Origin of the sequence: Rhizobium mesosinicum, from assembly GCF_019511345.1 — a bacterium.
Lineage (GTDB): Bacteria > Pseudomonadota > Alphaproteobacteria > Rhizobiales > Rhizobiaceae > Rhizobium > Rhizobium mesosinicum.
Window position 1 is genome coordinate 74,418 of record NZ_JAEUAK010000010.1, and the last position, 19,300, is coordinate 93,717.

The 19,300-nt window shown below is 59.9% G+C and carries 16 protein-coding genes; 6 read left to right on the forward strand and 10 right to left on the reverse strand.

The features are described 5' to 3' along the window. Positions 1–43: 43 nt before the first annotated feature. Positions 44–889 (forward strand): aldo/keto reductase, encoded by an 846-nt coding sequence (locus JNB85_RS23200; protein WP_220336639.1) that lies wholly within the window; start codon positions 44–46, stop codon positions 887–889. A gap of 78 nt (positions 890–967) precedes the next feature. Here JNB85_RS23200 and ilvN read toward each other — a convergent pair whose 3' ends face one another. Then, entirely contained in the window at positions 968–1,540 is a 573-nt protein-coding gene (gene ilvN, locus JNB85_RS23205) for an acetolactate synthase small subunit (RefSeq protein ID WP_220336640.1), read from the reverse strand. A gap of 82 nt (positions 1,541–1,622) precedes the next feature. Next, on the reverse strand, positions 1,623–3,416 hold the full coding sequence (locus tag JNB85_RS23210) for an acetolactate synthase 3 large subunit (RefSeq protein ID WP_220336641.1): 1,794 nt from the start codon (positions 3,414–3,416) through the stop codon (positions 1,623–1,625). A 340-nt stretch (positions 3,417–3,756) separates the two neighbouring features. On the opposite strand from JNB85_RS23210, the gene JNB85_RS23215 reads away from it, so the two are divergent. Further along, positions 3,757–5,781 carry an ATP-binding protein gene (locus tag JNB85_RS23215; protein WP_220336642.1) on the forward strand — a complete coding sequence of 675 codons (2,025 nt, stop codon included), beginning with the start codon at positions 3,757–3,759 and terminating at the stop codon, positions 5,779–5,781. Between the two features lie 203 nt (positions 5,782–5,984). Here JNB85_RS23215 and miaA read toward each other — a convergent pair whose 3' ends face one another. Beyond that, complete coding sequence (miaA, locus tag JNB85_RS23220; protein ID WP_220336643.1) at positions 5,985–6,881, reverse strand: tRNA (adenosine(37)-N6)-dimethylallyltransferase MiaA; 897 nt, start codon at positions 6,879–6,881, stop codon at positions 5,985–5,987. On the opposite strand from miaA, the gene serB reads away from it, so the two are divergent. Beyond that, on the forward strand, positions 6,880–7,770 hold the full coding sequence (serB, locus tag JNB85_RS23225) for a phosphoserine phosphatase SerB (RefSeq protein ID WP_220336644.1): 891 nt from the start codon (positions 6,880–6,882) through the stop codon (positions 7,768–7,770). The genes miaA and serB overlap by 2 nt on opposite strands. Positions 7,771–7,805: 35 nt before the next feature. Here the strand turns inward: serB and JNB85_RS23230 are convergent, their stop codons facing one another. The 7 genes from JNB85_RS23230 to JNB85_RS23260 form a co-directional block, all read right to left on the reverse strand. Beyond that, positions 7,806–9,551 carry a Do family serine endopeptidase gene (locus JNB85_RS23230; RefSeq protein ID WP_220336645.1) on the reverse strand — a complete coding sequence of 582 codons (1,746 nt, stop codon included), beginning with the start codon at positions 9,549–9,551 and terminating at the stop codon, positions 7,806–7,808. A 150-nt stretch (positions 9,552–9,701) separates the two neighbouring features. Further along, a complete protein-coding gene (locus tag JNB85_RS23235; RefSeq protein ID WP_220336646.1) occupies positions 9,702–9,887 on the reverse strand; it encodes a DUF2065 domain-containing protein in 186 nt (61 codons plus the stop codon). An 11-nt stretch (positions 9,888–9,898) separates the two neighbouring features. Next, a complete protein-coding gene (hflC, locus tag JNB85_RS23240; protein WP_220336647.1) occupies positions 9,899–10,852 on the reverse strand; it encodes a protease modulator HflC in 954 nt (317 codons plus the stop codon). Between the two features lie 3 nt (positions 10,853–10,855). Beyond that, entirely contained in the window at positions 10,856–11,950 is a 1,095-nt protein-coding gene (gene hflK, locus JNB85_RS23245) for an FtsH protease activity modulator HflK (RefSeq protein ID WP_183740579.1), read from the reverse strand. 146 nt (positions 11,951–12,096) lie between these two features. After that, positions 12,097–12,618 carry a dihydrofolate reductase gene (locus tag JNB85_RS23250; RefSeq protein WP_220336648.1) on the reverse strand — a complete coding sequence of 174 codons (522 nt, stop codon included), beginning with the start codon at positions 12,616–12,618 and terminating at the stop codon, positions 12,097–12,099. Between the two features lie 13 nt (positions 12,619–12,631). Further along, positions 12,632–13,426: a thymidylate synthase gene (locus JNB85_RS23255; protein ID WP_220336793.1), complete on the reverse strand. Its 795-nt coding sequence runs from the start codon at positions 13,424–13,426 to the stop codon at positions 12,632–12,634. Between the two features lie 129 nt (positions 13,427–13,555). Further along, positions 13,556–14,365 (reverse strand): hypothetical protein, encoded by an 810-nt coding sequence (locus JNB85_RS23260; RefSeq protein ID WP_220336649.1) that lies wholly within the window; start codon positions 14,363–14,365, stop codon positions 13,556–13,558. Between the two features lie 179 nt (positions 14,366–14,544). Between JNB85_RS23260 and JNB85_RS23265 the strand changes: the two genes are divergently transcribed. From JNB85_RS23265 to JNB85_RS23275, 3 genes are all read left to right on the forward strand, one after another. Next, entirely contained in the window at positions 14,545–15,183 is a 639-nt protein-coding gene (locus JNB85_RS23265; protein ID WP_220336794.1) for a hypothetical protein, read from the forward strand. A 435-nt stretch (positions 15,184–15,618) separates the two neighbouring features. Beyond that, the gene (locus JNB85_RS23270) at positions 15,619–16,791 is read left to right on the forward strand and encodes an MFS transporter (RefSeq protein WP_338050348.1); all 1,173 of its coding nucleotides are present in this window, start codon (positions 15,619–15,621) and stop codon (positions 16,789–16,791) included. Between the two features lie 54 nt (positions 16,792–16,845). Continuing rightward, a complete protein-coding gene (locus JNB85_RS23275; RefSeq protein WP_220336651.1) occupies positions 16,846–19,260 on the forward strand; it encodes a PAS domain-containing sensor histidine kinase in 2,415 nt (804 codons plus the stop codon). Positions 19,261–19,300: the final 40 nt, after the last annotated feature.

Below are 19,300 nucleotides of genomic sequence, written 5' to 3' on the forward strand. Positions count from 1 at the left end.
GATTACCGATAGTCTGCCAAGCACGCAAAGGACGAGAGCTGCCATGGACGATCCGATCCCCACCATTACCTTCCCCGATGGCGCCGAAGTCCCCGCGCTCGGCCAGGGCACCTGGGGCATGGGCGAGGATGCCGGCCATGCGAGGCAGGAAATCGCCAGCCTCCGGGCCGGCCTCGATCTCGGCATGACGATGATCGATACCGCCGAAATGTACGGCGATGGCGGGGCCGAGGACATCGTCGGCCAGGCGATCAAGGGGCGCCGCGACGAGACCTTCATCGTCAGCAAGGTCTATCCCTGGAATGCCAGCCGCAAGGGCACGATCGCAGCCTGCGAAGCCAGCCTCGAACGCCTCGGCACCGACCGCATCGATCTCTATCTTCTGCATTGGCGCGGCAACTATCCGCTCGCCGAGACTGTGGAAGCCTTCGAGACGCTGAAGGCATCAGGCAAGATCCGCGCCTGGGGCGTCTCCAATTTCGATACTGACGATATGCAGGAGCTGCTCTCCGTGCCAGGCGGCAAGAATGTCGCCGCCAATCAGGTGCTCTACAATATCTCCCGGCGCGGCATCGAATATGATCTCCTGCCCTGGTGCCAGAGCCGCAACATCCCGGTCATGGCCTATTCGCCGATCGAACAGGGCCGGATCCTGCACCATCCCGACCTGATCCATATCGCCAAGGCCAATCAGGCCACCCCAGCTCAGCTGGCGCTCGCCTTCCTGCTCGAACGCGACGGCGTCTTCGTCATTCCCAAGACCTCAAATATCGAGCGCGTCCGCGAAAACCGCGACTGCGTCTCTCTCGATATCACCGACGAGGACTGGGAGGCCCTCGACGCCGCCTTCCCGCCGCCGGCAAAGAAAACGCCGCTGGAAATGCTCTGACCTCCCGCGGCGCGACCGTCTTTTCAAATGTGTGATGACATGCCCGGCTGTAGTGCCTACATGCCCGGACTGTAACCCTTACATGCCCTGTGGGCCGCGATTCATGGCGGCAATGCCGGTGCGGCAGACTTCGATGAGGCCGAGCGGTTTCATGATCGCGATGAACTGGTCGATCTTCGAGGATTTCCCGGTAATCTCCAGGATGAAGTGATCGATCGTCGCATCCACCACCTTGGCGTGGAAGGCATCGGCAAGGCGCAACGTTTCGGCGCGGGTTTCACCGCTGCCGATCACCTTCAAGAGCGCCACTTCCCGCTCGATCGGCCGCTCCTGACCGAGTTCGCGGGCGCGCACCGTCAGATCCACCACGCGGTGCACGGGCACGATTCGCTCCAGCTGCGCCTTGATCTGCTCCAGCACCTGCGGCGTGCCGCGCGTCACCACGGTGATACGCGACAGATGCGCCTGATGCTCCGTCTCCGAAACCGTGAGGCTTTCGATATTGTAGCCGCGGCCGGAAAACAGGCCGATGACGCGGGCAAGCACGCCCGGCTCGTTATCGACCAGCACCGAGAGCGTGTGGTTCTCGATGGCTGCCGTTTCCGGAGAGATGAAGTAGGCAGAGCCCGTTGGTTGAAGGTGTGCGTTCATGATCCTGGGTTCCTTACCCTGGCGCATACTCCCGAAAATCGGCATCGATTTTCGGAAAGTAATTATGCGCAAATTCAAATTCTTATACTAGCTGACGGCCCTTGGCGTCGATCGCATTGGCGACCGCTTCGTCCGTGGCTTCGTCCGGCAGCAGCATTTCATTGTGAGCCTTGCCCGAGGGGATCATCGGGAAGCAGTTGGCGAGATTGGCAACGCGGCAATCGAAGATGACGGGCTTCTTGACGTCGATCATCTCCTGGATCGTCGCATCGAGATCGTCAGGCTTCTCGCAGCGCAGGCCGACCGCGCCATAGGCTTCGGCGAGCTTCACGAAATCAGGCATCGCCTCCGTATAGGAATTGGACAGGCGGTTGCCGTGCAAGAGCTGCTGCCACTGACGCACCATGCCCATGTACTGGTTGTTCATGATGAAGATCTTGATCGGCGCATTGTGCTGGATCGCCGCCGACATTTCCTGGATGCACATCTGGATCGAGGCATCGCCGGCAATGTCGATGACGAGGCTTTCCGGATGGGCAATCTGCACGCCGAGCGCAGCCGGCAGGCCGTAGCCCATCGTGCCGAGACCACCCGACGTCATCCAGCGGTTCGGCTGTTCGAAGCCGAAGAACTGCGCCGCCCACATCTGGTGCTGGCCGACTTCGGTCGTGATGTAGGTGTCGCGATCCTTCGTCAGGGCAAAGAGACGCTCCAGCGCATATTGCGGCATGATCACGTCGTTGCTCTTCGTGTAAGCGAAGGAATTGCGCGCGCGCCAGCGGGCGATATCGCCCCACCACGCGTCGAGACGGCTCTTCTCCGGCTTCTTCGGCAACGCTCGCCACAGGCGGATCATATCTTCCAGGATGTGACCGACATCGCCGCGGATGCCGAGATCGACACGAACGTTCTTGTTGATCGAGGACGGGTCGATATCGATATGGATCTTCTTGGAGTTCGGCGAGAAGGCATTCAGGCGGCCGGTGATGCGGTCGTCGAAGCGGGCGCCGATGCAGACCATGACGTCGCAATCATGCATTGCCATGTTGGCCTCGTAGGAGCCGTGCATGCCGAGCATCTTCAACCAGTTCTTGCCGGATGCCGGATAGGCGCCGAGCCCCATCAGCGTCGAGGTGATCGGAAAATCGGTGAGCTCCACCAGCTCGCGCAGCATGCGGGAAGCTTCCGGACCGGAATTGATGACGCCACCACCCGTATAGAAGATCGGCCGGCGGGCGTTCGCCATCATTTCGATTGCCGCATGGATCTGGTTCAGATCGCCCTGGATCTTCGGCTGATAGCTCTTCTGGATCGCGTGATCGGCCGGCGGCGTATAGGTGCCGGTGGCAAACTGTACATCCTTCGGGATATCGACGACGACGGGGCCAGGACGGCCCGACTGCGCAATGCGGAAGGCTTCATGGATGACGGCGGCGAGCTCGTTGACATCCTTGACCAGCCAGTTGTGCTTGGTGCAGGGGCGCGTGATGCCGACGGTGTCGCATTCCTGGAAGGCGTCCGAACCGATGAGGCTGGTCGGAACCTGCCCCGTCAGGCAGACGAGCGGAATGGAATCCATCAGGGCATCCTGCAGCGGCGTGACGGCGTTGGTAGCGCCCGGGCCAGAAGTCACCAGCATGACGCCGACCTTGCCGGTGGAGCGGGCGTAACCTTCGGCCGCATGGCCGGCGCCCTGCTCATGGCGAACGAGGATGTGCTTGACGTCTTCCTGCTGGAAGATCTCGTCATAGATAGGCAGAACGGCGCCGCCGGGATAGCCGAAGATGTGCTCGACGCCATTGTCCTTCAGCGCGCGGAGAACGATTTCCGCTCCCGTCATCCGATTGCTGTCCGCTTGATTATCCGTGCTCGCCATGTGTCTGTTCCGTTTGATTCTGGGGATTTGAGTTTGTGGCCGGAGCCCTGGTTTCGGGCATAAAAAAAGGCCCCTGAGGAGCCTTCGTCTAGCGCATGGGTGGCTATCGCCGGATGGTTACACCATCCTGCCCATGCGCTTTCCCACCACGATAAGAACGTTCGAAATTGTCATGGGCGGAAGTGATAGACAGAAAATTTCGCAGCGTCAACGCATTCGGCAATAAAAAATCCGCGGCCCGGCAGCCGATCACGCCTCCCATGGGCCCTCCAATTTTGGGGCGGAAGGATTTGTTAAAGGATCGGCCATATCCTGTCCTTTACTGCGGGGAGTAAACCCTTTGCTGAACAACGACATGATGACGACAGGCAAGGCAGGCGAACAGGATCGCCGCGATAGCCTTACGCCGGGGAATCGTTTCCTCGGGCGTGTCGTTGCGTGCAGCGGTTCGCGCGCTACCATCGCCGCCGTGGCGGAAGCCGGCGGCACCGATCTCACCGAATTATGGTCCGTTGGCAGGCTGATTTCGATCAGCGTCGGGCGCAATCGCGTCGTCGCCCTCGTCTTTTCCATGAATACCGGCAACCAGGGCTGGGGCGAAGGTCAGGACAATATCTTCCGCATCGAGACTGAACTTCTCGGCGAAGTCCGCGTCGACGAAGACGGTCGCGAGGAGTTCTCGACCGGCATTTCGCGCTATCCCTATCTCGGTGCCATCGCCCACCGCATCCGCGCCGCGGATCTGATGCGCATCTATGATGCCGGCAAGGGCGCCACCGCCGTCATCGGCAACTTGACACAAGATGAAAGCATCGACGCGGCGATCCATGTCCCCTCGATGCTGTCGAAGCACTTCGCCGTGGTCGGCTCGACCGGTGTCGGCAAATCGACGGCCGTTTCGCTGCTGCTGCACAAGGCGGTCGAGGCCGATCCGAAGCTGCGCGTGCTGATCCTCGATCCGCATAATGAGTTTGCCGCCGCCTTCCCGAAACACGCCGTCACCATCGATACCGACACGCTCGACCTGCCCTTCTGGCTGATGCGGCTCGAAGAATTCGCCGAAGTCGTCTTCCGCGGCCGCCCGCCGGTGCCGGAAGAACTCGACATGCTGCGCGATATCCTGCCGGAGGCCAAACGCGCCTTCCGCGGCAGCGACAGTTCGCTGGTGCGCCGCGCGACGGAAAAGAGCTCGATCACTGCCGATACGCCGGTGCCCTACCGCATCGCCGATCTCCTAGCCCTCATAGACGAACGCATCGGCCGGCTGGAAGGCCGCGCCGAAAAACCGTTCCTGCGCTCCTTGAAGATGCGCATCATCGCCGCGATCAACGATCCGCGCTACCACTTCATGTTCTCCAACAATACGATCAGCGACACGATCACGGAGACCATCGCCCAGATCTTCCGCATTCCCGGCGACAACAGGCCGATCTGCACTTTCCAGCTCGCCGGCATCCCCTCCGAAGTCGTCAATTCGGTCGCATCGGTGCTCTGCCGCATGGCCTTCGAAATCGCACTCTGGAGTGAAGGCGCCATTCACATGCTGGTCGTCTGCGAAGAGGCGCACCGCTACATACCCTCCGATCCGAATCTCGGCTTCGTCCCGACCCGCCAGGCTATTGCCCGTATAGCCAAGGAAGGCCGCAAATACGGCGTCTCGCTCGGCATCATCACCCAGCGCCCGGGCGAACTCGACCAGACGATCCTCTCGCAGTGCTCGACGCTCTTTGCCATGCGCCTTGCTAACGACCGCGACCAGGAAATCATCCGCTCGGCAATCCCAAACTCCTCGATCTCGACGACGAGCTTCATCTCCTCGATCGGTAATGGGGAAGCCATTGCCTTCGGCGAGGCGATCCGCGTGCCAATGCGCATGCGCTTCCTGCGCGTCGACGAAAGCCTGCTGCCGAAGGCTCATAGCGCCACCAGCAAACATGCCGAGGAAGATCCTGATACCGTCGACCTGCGCCGCATCGTGACCCGCATGCGGGCGATCACGTCAGGCCCCGACATCTCGACCTTCCAGCAGAGCTACAGTGCCGCGATGGTAGATTACGAGCCGGACGAGGATTTCACCGACGAGGACACCGCGCAGCCCTACGCCGCTCCGCCGGCAACGGAGGCGCCACCCTATCGGCCAGCACTCCTGCCACAGACCCGTGCTCCGCATCCTGAGCCCCCGCCGCTTTCGCCGCAGACCTCGATCGACACGCGCCTGGAGGCACTGCGCCGCGAAATGCGGCGCGACGAACAGCCGAGGCCGGCCTTCGGCGAACAGGCATCACCGCCACGCCGGGAGGGCGGCATGTCGCTCCGCGAAAGCATCCTGAAGAAGCCGCTGAGCAGCCTCTACAACAAGGACTGAGTGCACCTGGCGAACGCGGCTGGCGCGAACTCGGCAATGGCAAACCTCTTCGTGGCATCTGTGATAGATGTTTGGCGTAGGCGCCGACCACAGGTGTCTTCTCCCCCGCGGGCGAAGGGGGAGCCAGCCGCGAGCCTCGCGGCCAGCGTTAAGACATTGATTCTGAGTACCCCTGCTCCTCAAGATCAGCAGATCTCCATACCCTAAACTGTCAATCGCTCCCAGCTCTCATCCATCTGGTTGCGGAACCATGTCATCTGCCGCTTGGCATATTGCCGTGTGGCAGCGGCCCCGCGCTCGATCACCTCAGCACGGCTCATCTCCCCGCGCAGCATCGCCGCGATCTGCGACACGCCGATCGCCTTCATGACAGGCATTTCGGGGGGAAGATCAAGGGCGAGTAGCGCCTTCACCTCCTCTTCCGCCCCCTGCTCCAGCATCTTCTCGAAACGGCCGTTAATGCGCTGATGCAGCACGGTGCGATCCGGCAGCACAACGATCTTGCGTGCGCTTTCGGGATCGACGACGAGCGACCCCGCCTGTCCTCGGAATTCCGCGATCGACTGGCCCGTCGCCTCGAAAACTTCGAGCGCCCGCACGATTCTCTGCCCGTCCTGTAGGTTCAGGCTGGCGGCAACGGCGGGATCGACCTTGGCAAGCTCGCCATGAAGGCCCTCCGCCCCCTCCTCCAGAAGCCGTGCGCGCAGCCGCTGCCTTACTTTCTCCGGAATGACGGGCATTTCCGACAACCCGCCCGTCAGCGCCTTGAAATAAAGCCCCGTACCGCCGACGAAGACCGGCAGCCTGCCTTCGGTGCGGATATGCGGCAGAAGCGTCGTGACATCCCGCACCCAGGCGCCCGTCGAATAGGCCTGCCCCGCCGGTACGTGGCCATAGAGATGATGCGGCACGTCCTCCATATCCTCTTCGTAGGGCCGCGCCGTCAGCACCCCCAGCGTGTCGTAGACTTGCATGCTGTCGGCATTGATCACCACGCCGCCATGCTCTTTGGCCAATTCCACTGCGAGCGCGGACTTGCCGCTGGCAGTCGGCCCGGTTATCAGGATCGCATTCATAGTGCTTAGAAGGTTTTCCATCATGGCCCTCGTTGCCACGCTTGTTGCCAATCCGTCAAACCCCGTTCTTTCGCCTGAGATCGCCGAGCGCGCCGCCGGCGCCGTCAAGGCATCCGGGCTCTACTGGCTGGCGGACGGCATTGCCTGCGATATAGTGCTCGCAGACGGCACGAACGGCCAAGCGGCAGAAGCCAATCTGCTCGCCGTCATCGCGGACGCCCCGATCGACCTCGTCATCCAGGAACAGGAAACCCGGCGCAAGAAGCTGCTGATCGCCGATATGGATTCGACGATGATCGGCCAGGAATGCATCGACGAACTCGCCGCCGAACTCGGCCTGAAAGAAAAGGTCGCCGCGATCACCGCCCGCGCCATGAACGGCGAGATAGCCTTCGAACCGGCGCTGCGGGAACGCGTTGCCCTCCTCAAGGGCTTGCCGATCTCGGTTGTCGACGAGGTGATTGCCAAGCGCATTACGCTTACCCCGGGTGGCCTTGAACTGATCGCTACCATGAAGTCGAAAGGCTATTATACCGCCCTCGTCTCCGGTGGATTCACGGTCTTCACCAACCGCATCGCCGCCACCCTAGGCTTCGACGAAAACCGCGCCAATCTCCTGCTCGAGGAAGACGGCCTCCTCTCCGGCCACGTCGCTGAACCCATTCTCGGCAAGCAGGCTAAGGTCGATGCGCTGAACGACATCGCCGCCCGCCTCGGCATTTCCCCGCAAGACGCCATTGCCGTCGGCGACGGCGCCAACGATCTCGGCATGCTGCACCTGGCCGGCTCCGGTGTTGCCCTCCACGCCAAACCGGCTATCGCCGCCGAAGCCGAGATGCAGATCAACCACGGCGACCTGACGGCGCTGCTCTATATCCAGGGCTATAGGAAGACGGATTTTGTGACGGTCTGAAGGCTTGAGATTTAGGGGACTGTATTTGCCAGCCCTCACTCCATCGGCACTGCAACGAACCGCAGATCGCCATTGGCTGCAGCGACCATCAGCTGCGCATTGCGCCGGCCTTCCTGCTTCAGCGTCTGCACCTTCGTGGCAACCGCATCCGGTGACTTCATGAATTCCTGTGCCACTTCGACGATCACGTCGCCGGGCTTCAAGCCCTTCTCGGCAGCGGCCGAACCCGGCGCAACCTCGGTCACGACGACACCGTCGACGCTTTCGGCAATGCCGAATGCCTTGCGGGTTTCCGGGCTGAGCAGCGAGAGCGAGAGGCCGAGCACATGCTTGGGCGCAACCTGGCCAGGCGTTGCCTGCCCTTGCTGATCCTGTCCGTTATGATCTTGCCCTTGACCCTGCTGTTGCGGGTCCTGACCATCAGGCGCGGCCTGCCCCTGATCGCCGTCCTGATCCGGCTCGTCCATATCGCTGTTCTCGCCGGGATCGGGATTGATGACGCCGTCATCACTTGAATTGTCACCGGCAGCCGCCTGGTCGCTATCCTCGAGACGCCCGAGCGTCACCTTCACGGTCTGCTCCTTGCCATCGCGCAGCACAACCACATCCACCTGCTTGCCGACGGAGCTTTCGGCCACCACCCGCGGCAGGTCGCGCATCTCGCTGACGGCTTTGCCGTCGAATTTCAGGATGACATCGCCGGCCTTGATCGAGCCGTCATCGACAGGTCCGCCCTTGATGACCCCGGCGACCAGCGCGCCCTTGGCGCTGTCGAGACCGAGGCTCTCGGCAACCTCATCGGTGACGGGCTGGATGCGCACGCCGAGCCAGCCGCGACGCGTCTCGCCATATTCGCGAAGCTGATCGACCACGCCGGAGGCGAGCTCCGACGGCACCGCAAAGCCGATGCCGATCGAGCCGCCCGACGGTGAGATGATTGCCGTATTGATGCCGATAACCTCGCCCTTCATATTGAAGAGCGGACCACCGGAATTGCCCTTGTTGATTGCCGCATCCGTCTGGATGAAGTTGTCATAGGGACCTGCGTTGATATTGCGGCCACGGCCCGAGATGATGCCGACCGTCACCGATCCGCCAAAGCCGAACGGGTTGCCGATCGCCATCACCCAGTCGCCGATCCGCATGACACTGGAATCGCCGAACTTGACGGATTTCAGCGGCTGTTTCGGCTCTACCTTCAACACCGAAAGGTCGGTCTTGGTGTCCGTACCGATCAGCTTGGCCTTCAGCTTCGAGCCGTTGGCGAAATTGATCTCGATATCGTCGGCCCCCTCGATCACATGGTTGTTCGTGACGATATAGCCCGAGGGATCGATAACAAAGCCGGAGCCGAGCGAACTGACATTGTGGTTGGAGCCGCGATTGCCTTGCTGCTTGTTGAAGAAATCGTTGAAGAACTCCTGGAAGGGCGAGCCGTCGGGCGCACGCGGCGCCGGGCCTGCGCCCTCGTCATCCTTCACATTCTGCGAGGTCGAAATATTGACGACTGCATCGAGCAATCCCTCGGCGAGATCGGCGACTGAAGCCGGTCCATTGCCCGGAGCCGTCATCTGTACGGGCGGAGCGGCGGGGGCCACGGCAGCCGGCGAGACCGGCGACGGTTGCGGGGCGGCAGGGGCCGGTGCCGACCGTTCAGGGGTCGCGGGTGCGGGAGCGGTTTGCGCATACGCAAAACCGTCTGCGCCGACATTCGCCAGGAAGGCAGTGCCGGCCAAAAGCGCGAGCGTTCGTCTGAAGGGCGAGCGATTCGTGGGGGCCATCAAGCTTCCTCGTCTGGGATAAAGGCGCACATACACCATCAGCATAAGGCGGAATGATGGAGGGCGAAATCACCTTTTCGAGAAATCCCCCCGCGAATGCGATGGAGAGCCTTTCCTAGTCAGATCGCAGCATTCTGACCAGGAAAGGCTCTAACCTCGCAAAAGCCAGACGGAGGCCACACCGAGCGCCATTGCGGCCAAGCCAAAGGCTCGCAGTTGCCGCTCGGGAACGGCAGGAAGCAGCTTCGCTATCTCGATAAGAAAACGAGGGACCAGTGCATAGACCAGCCCCTCGATGATGAGGAAGAATGCAAGCCCGGCAAGGAAATCCTGCATTCAGTCTGTCGTCAGTTCGCCGGCTGCGCCGGATCCGCAGGCTGCGGGGAGGCCGGCGGCACGAGGCCACCGGTCTGTGCCGGATTGCCTTCCGCATTTTCGAAGAAGCGGAAGAACTCCGAGTTCGGCGAAAGCACCAGGGTCGTATCCTGCGATGAAAGGGCCGCGGAATAGGCCGCCATCGAGCGATAGAAGTCGAAGAAGGCCGGATCCTTGCCGAAGGCTTCGGCAAAGATGCGGTTGCGATCCGCATCCCCTTGCCCGCGCAGGATTTCCGAATCCCGCTGCGCCGCGGCGGTGATCTCGACGACCTGGCGGTCTGCGACGGCCCGGCGGCGCTGCCCCTCTTCATTACCCTCGGCGCGGATGCGCTCGGCCTCGGCCAGACGTTCGGAGCGCATGGCGTTGTAGGTGTTGGGAGCCACTTCCGGCGAAAGATCCGTCCGACGGATGCGGACGTCATCGATATGCAGGCCGAGATTTTCGGCGTCGGTGCGAAGATCGTCGCGGATTTCGAGCATCATCGCCACGCGCTCTTCCGAAAGCGCGGCATTGTAGTCACGCAGGCCATAGACGCGGCGAAGCGAAGAATCGAGCTGCGCACGCAGCCGCGCCTCGGCAGCGTCTCGGTCGCCCGACACCGTTTCGCGGAAACGACGTACATCCGCAATGTTGTAGATCACGAAGGCGTCGACATCGAAGGTCTGGCCGTCCTGAACCTGAACACGGATATTGTCGAGGTCGAGCCTGAGCGCCCGCTTTTCGACATATTGCACGCGGTCGGCATCCATGAAGCCGAAGGGAAGCTTGAAATAGAGGCCGGGCTCGGTCTTCACCGACTGGATCTGACCGAAGCGGACGACGATCGCCTGCTCACGCGCGTTGACCACGAAGATCGACGAATAGAGGATGGCGAGAAGGATCGCGAGCGCGATCAGAATAATAGGAAGTCTGTTCGATACCATGGTTCAACCTCCCTGCCGTGCCGGTGCCGCCGGTCGATTGATCTCGTTGAGCGGCAGGTAGGGCACAACGCCCTGCTTGTCGTCGATCACGACCTTCTTGGAGTTCTTCAGAACCTGCTCCATCGTTTCCAGGAACAGGCGCTTGCGCGTCACATCGGGAGCTTTCGAATATTCGTCGTTGATGGCATTGAAACGCTGGGCCTCACCTTCCGCTTCGTTGACGACGCGGTTCTTATAGGCGGCTGCGTCTTCGCGGATGCGGGCGGCATCGCCTCGCGCCTGGCCGAGCTTCTGGTTGGTGTAGCGGTTGGCGTCTTCGATCGTACTGTCACGGTCGCGGCCAGCACGCTGCACTTCTTCGAAGGAGTCGGCGACTTCGCGCGGCGGCGCCACATTCTGGATCGTCACACCGGTCACCGTGATGCCGGCGCCGTAGCGGTTCATCGTATCCTGAACGATGTTGAGAACCTGCGTTTCGATCGGCTGGCGATTGCTGCGGAAAGCATCCAGCGCCGGACGACGGCCGACGACTTCACGCATGGCGCTGTCGGAAACCTGCTGCAGCGTCTCGGCTGCATTCTCGACGCCGAAAAGATAGGCCTTGGGATCGCTGATCGTATAGAAGACCGCAAATTGCACGTTGATGACGCTCTTGTCGCTCGAGAGCATCAGCCCGCTCGACGAGCCCGCCGTGGTCGCGCCGATGTTCAGCTGCTGCACCGTCACCTTGACGGTCTCGACGGTCTCGAGCGGCCAGAAATGGAAATGCAGGCCCGGCATTGAAATTTCTTGTTTGGGATTGCCGAAGCGCAGCTCCACGCCGCGCTCGTCCGGCTGGACGACGTAAATGCACTGGAAGAGCCAGAAGATTGCGATGATCGCGACGATGATCGCAACAACGCCTCCGTTGAAGCCGCCCGGAATGAGTCCGCGCAGCTGATCCTGCCCGCGCCGGATGATGTCTTCCAGATCGGGCGGACCGCCCTTGCCGCCACCGCCGCGCGGACGGTTCGGCCCCTGCCCCCATGGTCCCTGATTATTATTTCCGCCGCCGCCGCCCCAAGGGCCGCCGCCGCCATTCTGATTGCTCCAGGGCATCAAAACCTCGTTGTTGGTTACGTCATACACATCCGACCGCCGTGGGGGCTGCCGGCGGATGCGATCCGACCGTTATAGGTATCGCCGCACCGGCTTTCAACGCGGTGTCAGGAACTTGGTCAATATAATTGGAAAATAGTTCCTTTTCACGCATCTCGCCGTTCATAAACGACGAACCGGGTGGGATAGGTATCTTTCTCCCCTGCCGGAACATCAAGGCTCTCGGTCGCCACCCAGACGGCGGGATCGATATCGGGAAAGGACGTATCACCCTCCACGTCTGCTTCCACATGCGTGACGCACATGCGGTTGGCAAACCCGATCGCCTGCGCGTAGATCTGCCCGCCGCCGAGGATGGAAATCTCGTTCTCACCCTGTTTACGGGCGAGGTTCTCCGCAGCAACGATCGCCTCGTCGAGCGAACGGGCCATATGCACATCGGGGAAATCGATATCGGCGTCGCGCGAGATCACCACATGCTGGCGCCCTGGCAGCGGCTTGCCGCCGAAGCTTTCGAAGGTCTTGCGACCGACGACGACAGGCTTGCCGACCGTCATCGCCTTGAAGCGCTTGAGATCGGTCGAAAGACGCCACGGCATGTCACCGTCACGGCCGATGACGCCGTTGCGAGCAACGGCTACAAAAATGGTCTTGCGGATATCGGACATCGGCCTTCCCGGCTTACACGGCAATCGGTGCCTTGATATTGGCATCGGCCTCATAACCGACGAGCTCGAAATCCTCGTAGACGAAACCGAAGATGTCCTTCACGTCGCGCTTGATCGCCATACGCGGCAAAGGCTTCGGCTGGCGCGTCAACTGCAGCTTCGCCTGTTCGAAATGGTTGTGGTAGAGATGCGCATCGCCGAGCGTGTGGACGAACTCGCCGTATTTCAGCCCCGTCACCTGCGCCACCATCATCGTCAGCAGCGCATAGGAAGCGATATTGAAGGGCACGCCGAGGAAGATATCGGCCGAGCGCTGATAGAGCTGGCAGGAAAGCTTGCCGTCGGCCACGTAGAACTGGAACAGGCAATGGCAGGGCGGCAGTGCCATGTCATCGACCTCAGCCGGGTTCCAGGCCGAGACGATGTGGCGGCGCGAGTTGGGATTCTTGACAAGGCCCTTCACGAGATTGTCGATCTGGTCGATATGTCCGCCATCTGGTGCCGGCCAGGAGCGCCACTGTGCGCCATAAACTGGACCGAGATCGCCGTTCTCGTCGGCCCATTCGTCCCAGATGCTCACACCGTTCTCATGAAGATAGCGGATATTGGTCTCACCCTTCAGGAACCACAGCAGCTCATGGATGATCGAGCGCAGATGCAGCTTCTTCGTCGTCAGCACGGGAAAGCCGGCATCGAGATCGAAGCGCATCTGATAGCCGAAGACCGAACGCGTGCCGGTGCCAGTGCGGTCGCCACGGTCGGTGCCGTTTTCCATCACATGGCTCAACAGGTCGAGATATTGCTTCATGGTCGCCACCGATTCCTTCTGCACTTAATTTAAGGGCAAAACGGCCGCAAACCAATGCGTCTTGCTGACTATCCAAGCAAAATCGCTGATGAGATTTCTGATCTGAACGAATGGATGGACGCTGGGACGCTATTCAGTGGTTTCTGACGATACGGGCGTGATCTCGTCGCCGTCAATGAGGAAGAGCTGAACGACGGGGTCGTTTTCATCCCCAACGGGATCGAGCACCTCTGCATCGACGTTCGCCGGATCGGCCGCTATCTCTTCCAATATAAACGTGGCTTTCGCATCCGTTGTCACGATGGCCTTGTTCAAAAAGCTGTCCCGCCTGTCGGCCGTCGCATACAGCAGCGTCCAGTTCTCAGGCAGGTAAAAATCTGAGTGGATTGGCAGTTCGCGATGATTCATCTTGCTGATCTCGCTGAACTCAGAATCCACGATCACAGCGTACTGATTTTTCGGGTCGCAGCCTTCAAGTGTGGTGAGAAACTCAATCGAGTGCCTCCATGCAAAGGGTTCGGGCTTACTCGCGGTGTATCCGAAAACCATAGCGAGAATAGGAACTATCGCCGCATTTTCGCCGAGACGACACGCACTGCACACTGTCACATTCACTGTTCTCGTTTCGTTGAACAATAGCTTCGTGTTGGTATCTACGGCCCAGATGGCGTCGAAGGCTTTCAATGCTTCATCGACATCAACGGTGAACTTCCCGGAATTGTCGGTATGAAGCTGGAATATCTGCTTCGGACGGCTCGGCCGTTCATATTCCATTCGATATTGCACCGACCGTGGGGCGACCACCTTGCAGTCCCGAAATACCTTCGCGATCGCGCGCCCAGCCGAAAGGTTGAAATGGAGCTCAACGCTGTCGCCCGGAGCGACGTTGAGATTGATCGTTGCGATACGAGGTTTCATCTCATTTTTCTTCTTGCCCATGTCCTCCGCTCCCCATTGTGACGCAATGTGCGATTGCGATATCGAAGAAATCGTCCAGCGACTCCCGCGAAGCCGTGCCCTTCATCTGAACCACAACAACACACGGCACTGATTACTCCGCCACGGCAAGGACAGGCAGACCGTTGACGCTCACCCCTTCCGATCCCATCTGCTGCAGTATGCCCAAGACGAAGACGGAAAATAAGAGCGATGATCCCGAGCTGATCAGGGAGTGGTCGCTCCCCGTGGAGGCGACGCTCGGATCGGCTGTGAGGGTGAAGGGAATCCTGCAGGAAATCCGGTCTCGGCTGCCTCCCGCGGTCAGGAAGTCGCTGGATATGCAGTCGGGCGAGCTTACTCTTGTCATGCCAGAGACTTCGAAGACAGCGTTTCGCGCGATGGCGTCGATTGTGTCCGAAGCGCTCCGGGACATCTCGGACCTTCCGATCATCCCTCGGGAGATCGAGGACATTCTGGGGATCACGGCTTCTGAGAGGAAGCGGTGGCTGGAGGACGGACGTCTTCCAAGCACTGGAACTCGAACCGTCAGGCTTCAGGGCCGCGCGCGGCGGATCAGCTTCCACATATTCGATCCGCGGATTGTCGAAGACCTGCTTGATCGCGGGGCCGTGGAGCAATGGCGCGAGGAAGACGCGGCGGCGAAAGCAGAAAACCGGAGGCGTGCCGCGTACCAGGCGAAACTGACGCGTTCTCTAAAGAAAAAAGAGAAAGTCAAAGCGGCTGATCCAAACGCTGACGATGCTGCGACCGGGTTGAGCGGGTGGGACGAGTTCGGGAGCGAAGGCCTGCTGCGGTAGGGATTGGCGGTCGATAGGCATCATCGATGATCCCAGCGATGCGGCGGCGCTTTTCAAACACCAATGGCCATACCGCCTCGTTCACCGGTCCCGCTTCGTCCTCGAGGAATATGACACCCTTGGCCGACCCCGGCATCTGCCACATGCCGGAGGAGAGCGCCTTGAAAACATCCTCCGGCAGGCCAAGCCTTGCCGACATCGCAGATCCTCCCTTGGCGCGATGGCATGTGACGGTCCGCAGAGGGCGACCTTGTCCCTCACCATTTCGGCAATACCATAGTATGATGTGCTTGGTGCCAGTTTCCGGTAAGCTCAGCTTCACGCGGTCGGGCATCAGGCAAAGTGACAGGGTGCGATGCACCTGTGCCGGGTCGTTTTGAGATAGATCGACAACGTCCGTCGGTTCGGACGTAGCTGACCAGAGTTGACGGGAAAATGAACGGGGGCAGTTTGAAGTGTCATCGGTCTCTCCGCTGGGTGGTCGCATACGGATTGTTTGGCGCGCCGCGTGCCGGAGCGTCGATAGCCTTTGCTATGGCAGCTATTTCGATCACTGGTAATGCAGCGGGCGGCGCTACAGCGCTCGCTGCTATGACCGCCGCACAACTGGCAGGAGCTATACCCGTTGCCAGGCTGGGACGCGGATCAAACTCGATCGCCTATTTTAAGATCCTCATTGTCATCAGGACCATGGCGCTATTCGGATGCGCCGCAGCGTGCAGCGCGAGGGCGCCCTACTCAGTTTTCATTGCTGCGGCAGTTGCATCCGGGCTGGTGCAAGGAGCAGCCTTCGGCCATCTGCGCAATGCAGCGAATTACTTGGTCGTACCGACACAAATGACCAGATTCCTTTCATTTGGAGCTTTCGCAACCGAACTTACTTTTCTAGTCACGCCGATTCTGGCGGCGGCGTTGGGGACCGTCTCCGCATCATTGGCGATAGCTGCTGTCGCGGCTCTGGGTGCGCTTCCTGCCTTCATCTTGCCGTCAGCCCCGGCCGCCGACGCGAAGGCCGAGGAGGCTGAGAAGAGAAAAGCGATATCTCCAGATGTCCTTATTTGGTTTGCGTGCGCTTGCGCCAGTTCCGCCGCAATCAGTGCGGTCGAGGTTGGCGCGGTATCGCTTGCGATGGGATTTGGGCTCCAAGCGGGATACGGAGCAGTGTTCACTGGAACCTTGTGTGCGGCTTCCCTGATTGGCGCCATTGGAAATAGCTTTCTTAACCGAACTTTTTCGAGGCACCAGGTCGCCGGAATGCTGGCGGCGATCGTCATAGGTATCGCGCTCGTACTTCAAAATTCCTTTGGGTTATCAATCGTCGGCTGCGCGTTGGTGGGACTATTTGCCCCGTCACTCGGTATTCACTACTCTTTGCAGATCAACAGATTGGCAAGGCCCGAAATGAGGGCTGAAAGGTTTTCGGCGCTGAAGATATCCACCTCGGTTGGGACGATATTGGCCTCATCGATGCTTGGTTGGACATCTGTCTCTTTAACGCTGACCGCAGCGATATGGTTGCTCCTTTTTGTGCTGGGAGTGATTTCAGTGCAGGACTTGATCGTCGGGCGGCGCCTGTCCACGGCGCGCACGCAGAGCCTACCAGATTAGCCAAAGCGCCAAATGCCCGGCGAGAGCGGGCAAGGAAGGTAACGGGACGGCCGGATGTCCATTTCACTCAACGAGGAGGTAACCCCGATTGAGCCCGATGCGGCGCTGATCCTGGACCACCTGCCGGGTCTGGTCTGGACGACCGACGAAACGGGCACGATCTCATACTGCAACTCCCGTTTTGGAGAATATGCTGGTATAGATTTCGGCTTGAGCCACCCATCACACTGGGCGAGAGTTTTACATCCGGATGATGCAGTCTTCGCGGTACAGTACGGGCAAAATGCGCGACGGACCAAGCGGCGCAGGGTGATCAATGCCCGTTTGCGACGAAAAGATGGAGAGTTCAGGTGGTTCGAACTTGCTGGGTCGCCGCTAGCGGATGATGGAAGGATCTGCTGGCTCGCGACAGAACGCCGTGAGAGCGCTAACGACCGAACCCAAGAGGACATAGAAGGCGGGTTTCGGCGCTTCCTCAATTCGTTGTCGCTTTCAGCGCTGCTGATCAGCCCTGGTTTGGAACTAGAGTTTGCCAATCAAGCGGCGTTGCGTTGGTACGGCTTTCTGCCTGAGAGTTCGGCGCAGGAGGCCTCGGCCGATAGGGAGCCGAGGAAACTCGACGAGATCCTGCTTCCGCTCAAGGCATACATGGAGGGAGAGCAAACACCGGTCTTCTCGTACCAAGCACAGCATGCCGACGGCACACTGCGGTGGCTTGAGGCTCAAGTCGTGCCGGTTATCGAGAAGTCAGGCGAACTAACGAACTACTGCGTACTTCAGAACGACGTTCAGGACTCTCGCGATGCCGCCTACCTACTCGGGAAGGAAATGGAGATGCTCGACATGGTGGCCCGGGGGACACCATCAGCAAGCGTCCTCCAAAAGCTCTGCAATGTCGTCGAAGATCTGATCCCGGATCTCTTTTGCTGTTTTCTCGAGCTGTCGCTCGATCGCAAATTTTTTCGAATGGGCGCGGCTCCGCGGTTGCCAAGCGAATTCCGAGAGATCTTCGACCAAAAGAGCGTGGCGTCGGACAAGAATGCGTGCTCGTTCGCAGCGCTCACAAAGAAGGCGGTTGAAATCCAAAACCTGCTCGAAAGCGATTATCGCCACACGTCGATGGGCCAGTTCATGTTGGCGAACAGGCTCAATTACTGCCACGCAATTCCTATTCTCTCGCCCTATGGGAACACGGCTGGGATCTTTGCCATCCTCCGTCATCAATATACCGAACTTAAACCTCGCGAACGGCAGATTGTCGACCGAGCAGCGCATATCGCAGGGATTTCCATAGACAGGACCCGCCATGAAGAAGCGCTAGTAAAGCGTGAGACCCAGTTCAAGCGGAGCCAGGCGCAGCTCGTCGCAGCGCAGCGGATCAGTTCGACAGGTAGCTTCACATCGGACGTCCAGCGGGACGAGAATATCTGGTCTGAGGAATTTTATCGAATCTTCGATCTCGATCCTGAGGTCGAGCCGAGCATCGATGCGGTCAGGGAGCGGATCCATCCGGAAGACCTGGAACTTTTCGACGTCGAGATGCAAAGGGGGCTTGCCGGCGAAGGCTCCGATTTTGTCTTTCGGATCATCAGGACAGACGCCTCCGTCAGGTTCATTCGCGGACTTGCCAAAGTAACACATTATATCGGTGACCATCCGGTTTTCATGGGGACTGTACAGGACATCACCGAAACGAAACGGGCAGAAGACGCTATCCGACGTAGTGAGGAAGCTCTGTTAAAAGCGCGAGAAGAACTTGCCTACGTTTCACGCGCGATGACGATAAGTGCGTTGACGACATCCATCGCGCACGAGGTGAGCCAACCGCTATCGGGCATTCTCGCCAATGCCAACGCGTGTGTTCGCCTACTGGCGCTCGATCCGCCGGACATCGCCTCCGCGGCAGACACTGCACGGAGAACAATCCGGGACACCATGCGCGCAACCGAAGTCGTTAAGCGCCTTCGGGCTATGTTTAAACGGCAATCTCCGACTATGGAGGACATCGACCTCAATGAAATTGCTCGCGAAGTAATCGCATTGTCGGCGAGAGACATGCGGGAGAGATCTATCGTCCTCGAGTCTAGGTTGGCATCTGGACTACCTTCTGTCAGAGGCGATCGTATTCAGCTCCAGCAGGTCATCTTGAACCTGGTCCTGAACGGGATCGAAGCCATGGCTGAGATCGAGGGGTGGCCCCGCCGTCTGCTTGTGCTGACTTCACGAGAGGAGGACATGCTCACCTTGTCGATCGTGGATGCGGGCGTCGGCATCGCCGCGGACTCTGCGGAGAGGCTGTTTGAACCTTTCTTCACGACAAAGCGTAACGGAATGGGAATCGGACTTTCTGTCAGCCGGTCGATTATCGAAAACCACGGAGGCCACATGTGGGCGACGCCCAACGATGGACCTGGCACAACGGTAGCCTTTTCGATTCCAAGATCCCCTCCCTTAGCCCAGAGCGTTTAACTATCCCGATCACTGCTCCGCCACGCGGAATTCAGACAAT

What these genes read in the sequence shown, in the direction of transcription:
- JNB85_RS23200 (WP_220336639.1), top strand. Translation starts at nt 44, where the DNA reads ATGGACGATCCGATCCCCACCATTACCTTCCCCGATGGCGCCGAAGTC.
- ilvN (WP_220336640.1), bottom strand. Translation starts at nt 1,540, where the DNA reads ATGAACGCACACCTTCAACCAACGGGCTCTGCCTACTTCATCTCTCCG.
- JNB85_RS23210 (WP_220336641.1), bottom strand. Translation starts at nt 3,416, where the DNA reads ATGGCGAGCACGGATAATCAAGCGGACAGCAATCGGATGACGGGAGCG.
- serB (WP_220336644.1), top strand. Translation starts at nt 6,880, where the DNA reads ATGGCCCTCGTTGCCACGCTTGTTGCCAATCCGTCAAACCCCGTTCTT.
- miaA (WP_220336643.1), bottom strand. Translation starts at nt 6,881, where the DNA reads ATGATGGAAAACCTTCTAAGCACTATGAATGCGATCCTGATAACCGGG.
- JNB85_RS23230 (WP_220336645.1), bottom strand. Translation starts at nt 9,551, where the DNA reads ATGGCCCCCACGAATCGCTCGCCCTTCAGACGAACGCTCGCGCTTTTG.
- JNB85_RS23235 (WP_220336646.1), bottom strand. Translation starts at nt 9,887, where the DNA reads ATGCAGGATTTCCTTGCCGGGCTTGCATTCTTCCTCATCATCGAGGGG.
- hflC (WP_220336647.1), bottom strand. Translation starts at nt 10,852, where the DNA reads ATGGTATCGAACAGACTTCCTATTATTCTGATCGCGCTCGCGATCCTT.
- hflK (WP_183740579.1), bottom strand. Translation starts at nt 11,950, where the DNA reads ATGCCCTGGAGCAATCAGAATGGCGGCGGCGGCCCTTGGGGCGGCGGC.
- JNB85_RS23250 (WP_220336648.1), bottom strand. Translation starts at nt 12,618, where the DNA reads ATGTCCGATATCCGCAAGACCATTTTTGTAGCCGTTGCTCGCAACGGC.
- JNB85_RS23255 (WP_220336793.1), bottom strand. Translation starts at nt 13,426, where the DNA reads ATGAAGCAATATCTCGACCTGTTGAGCCATGTGATGGAAAACGGCACC.
- JNB85_RS23260 (WP_220336649.1), bottom strand. Translation starts at nt 14,365, where the DNA reads ATGGGCAAGAAGAAAAATGAGATGAAACCTCGTATCGCAACGATCAAT.
- JNB85_RS23265 (WP_220336794.1), top strand. Translation starts at nt 14,545, where the DNA reads ATGCCCAAGACGAAGACGGAAAATAAGAGCGATGATCCCGAGCTGATC.
- JNB85_RS23270 (WP_338050348.1), top strand. Translation starts at nt 15,619, where the DNA reads ATGAACGGGGGCAGTTTGAAGTGTCATCGGTCTCTCCGCTGGGTGGTC.
- JNB85_RS23275 (WP_220336651.1), top strand. Translation starts at nt 16,846, where the DNA reads ATGTCCATTTCACTCAACGAGGAGGTAACCCCGATTGAGCCCGATGCG.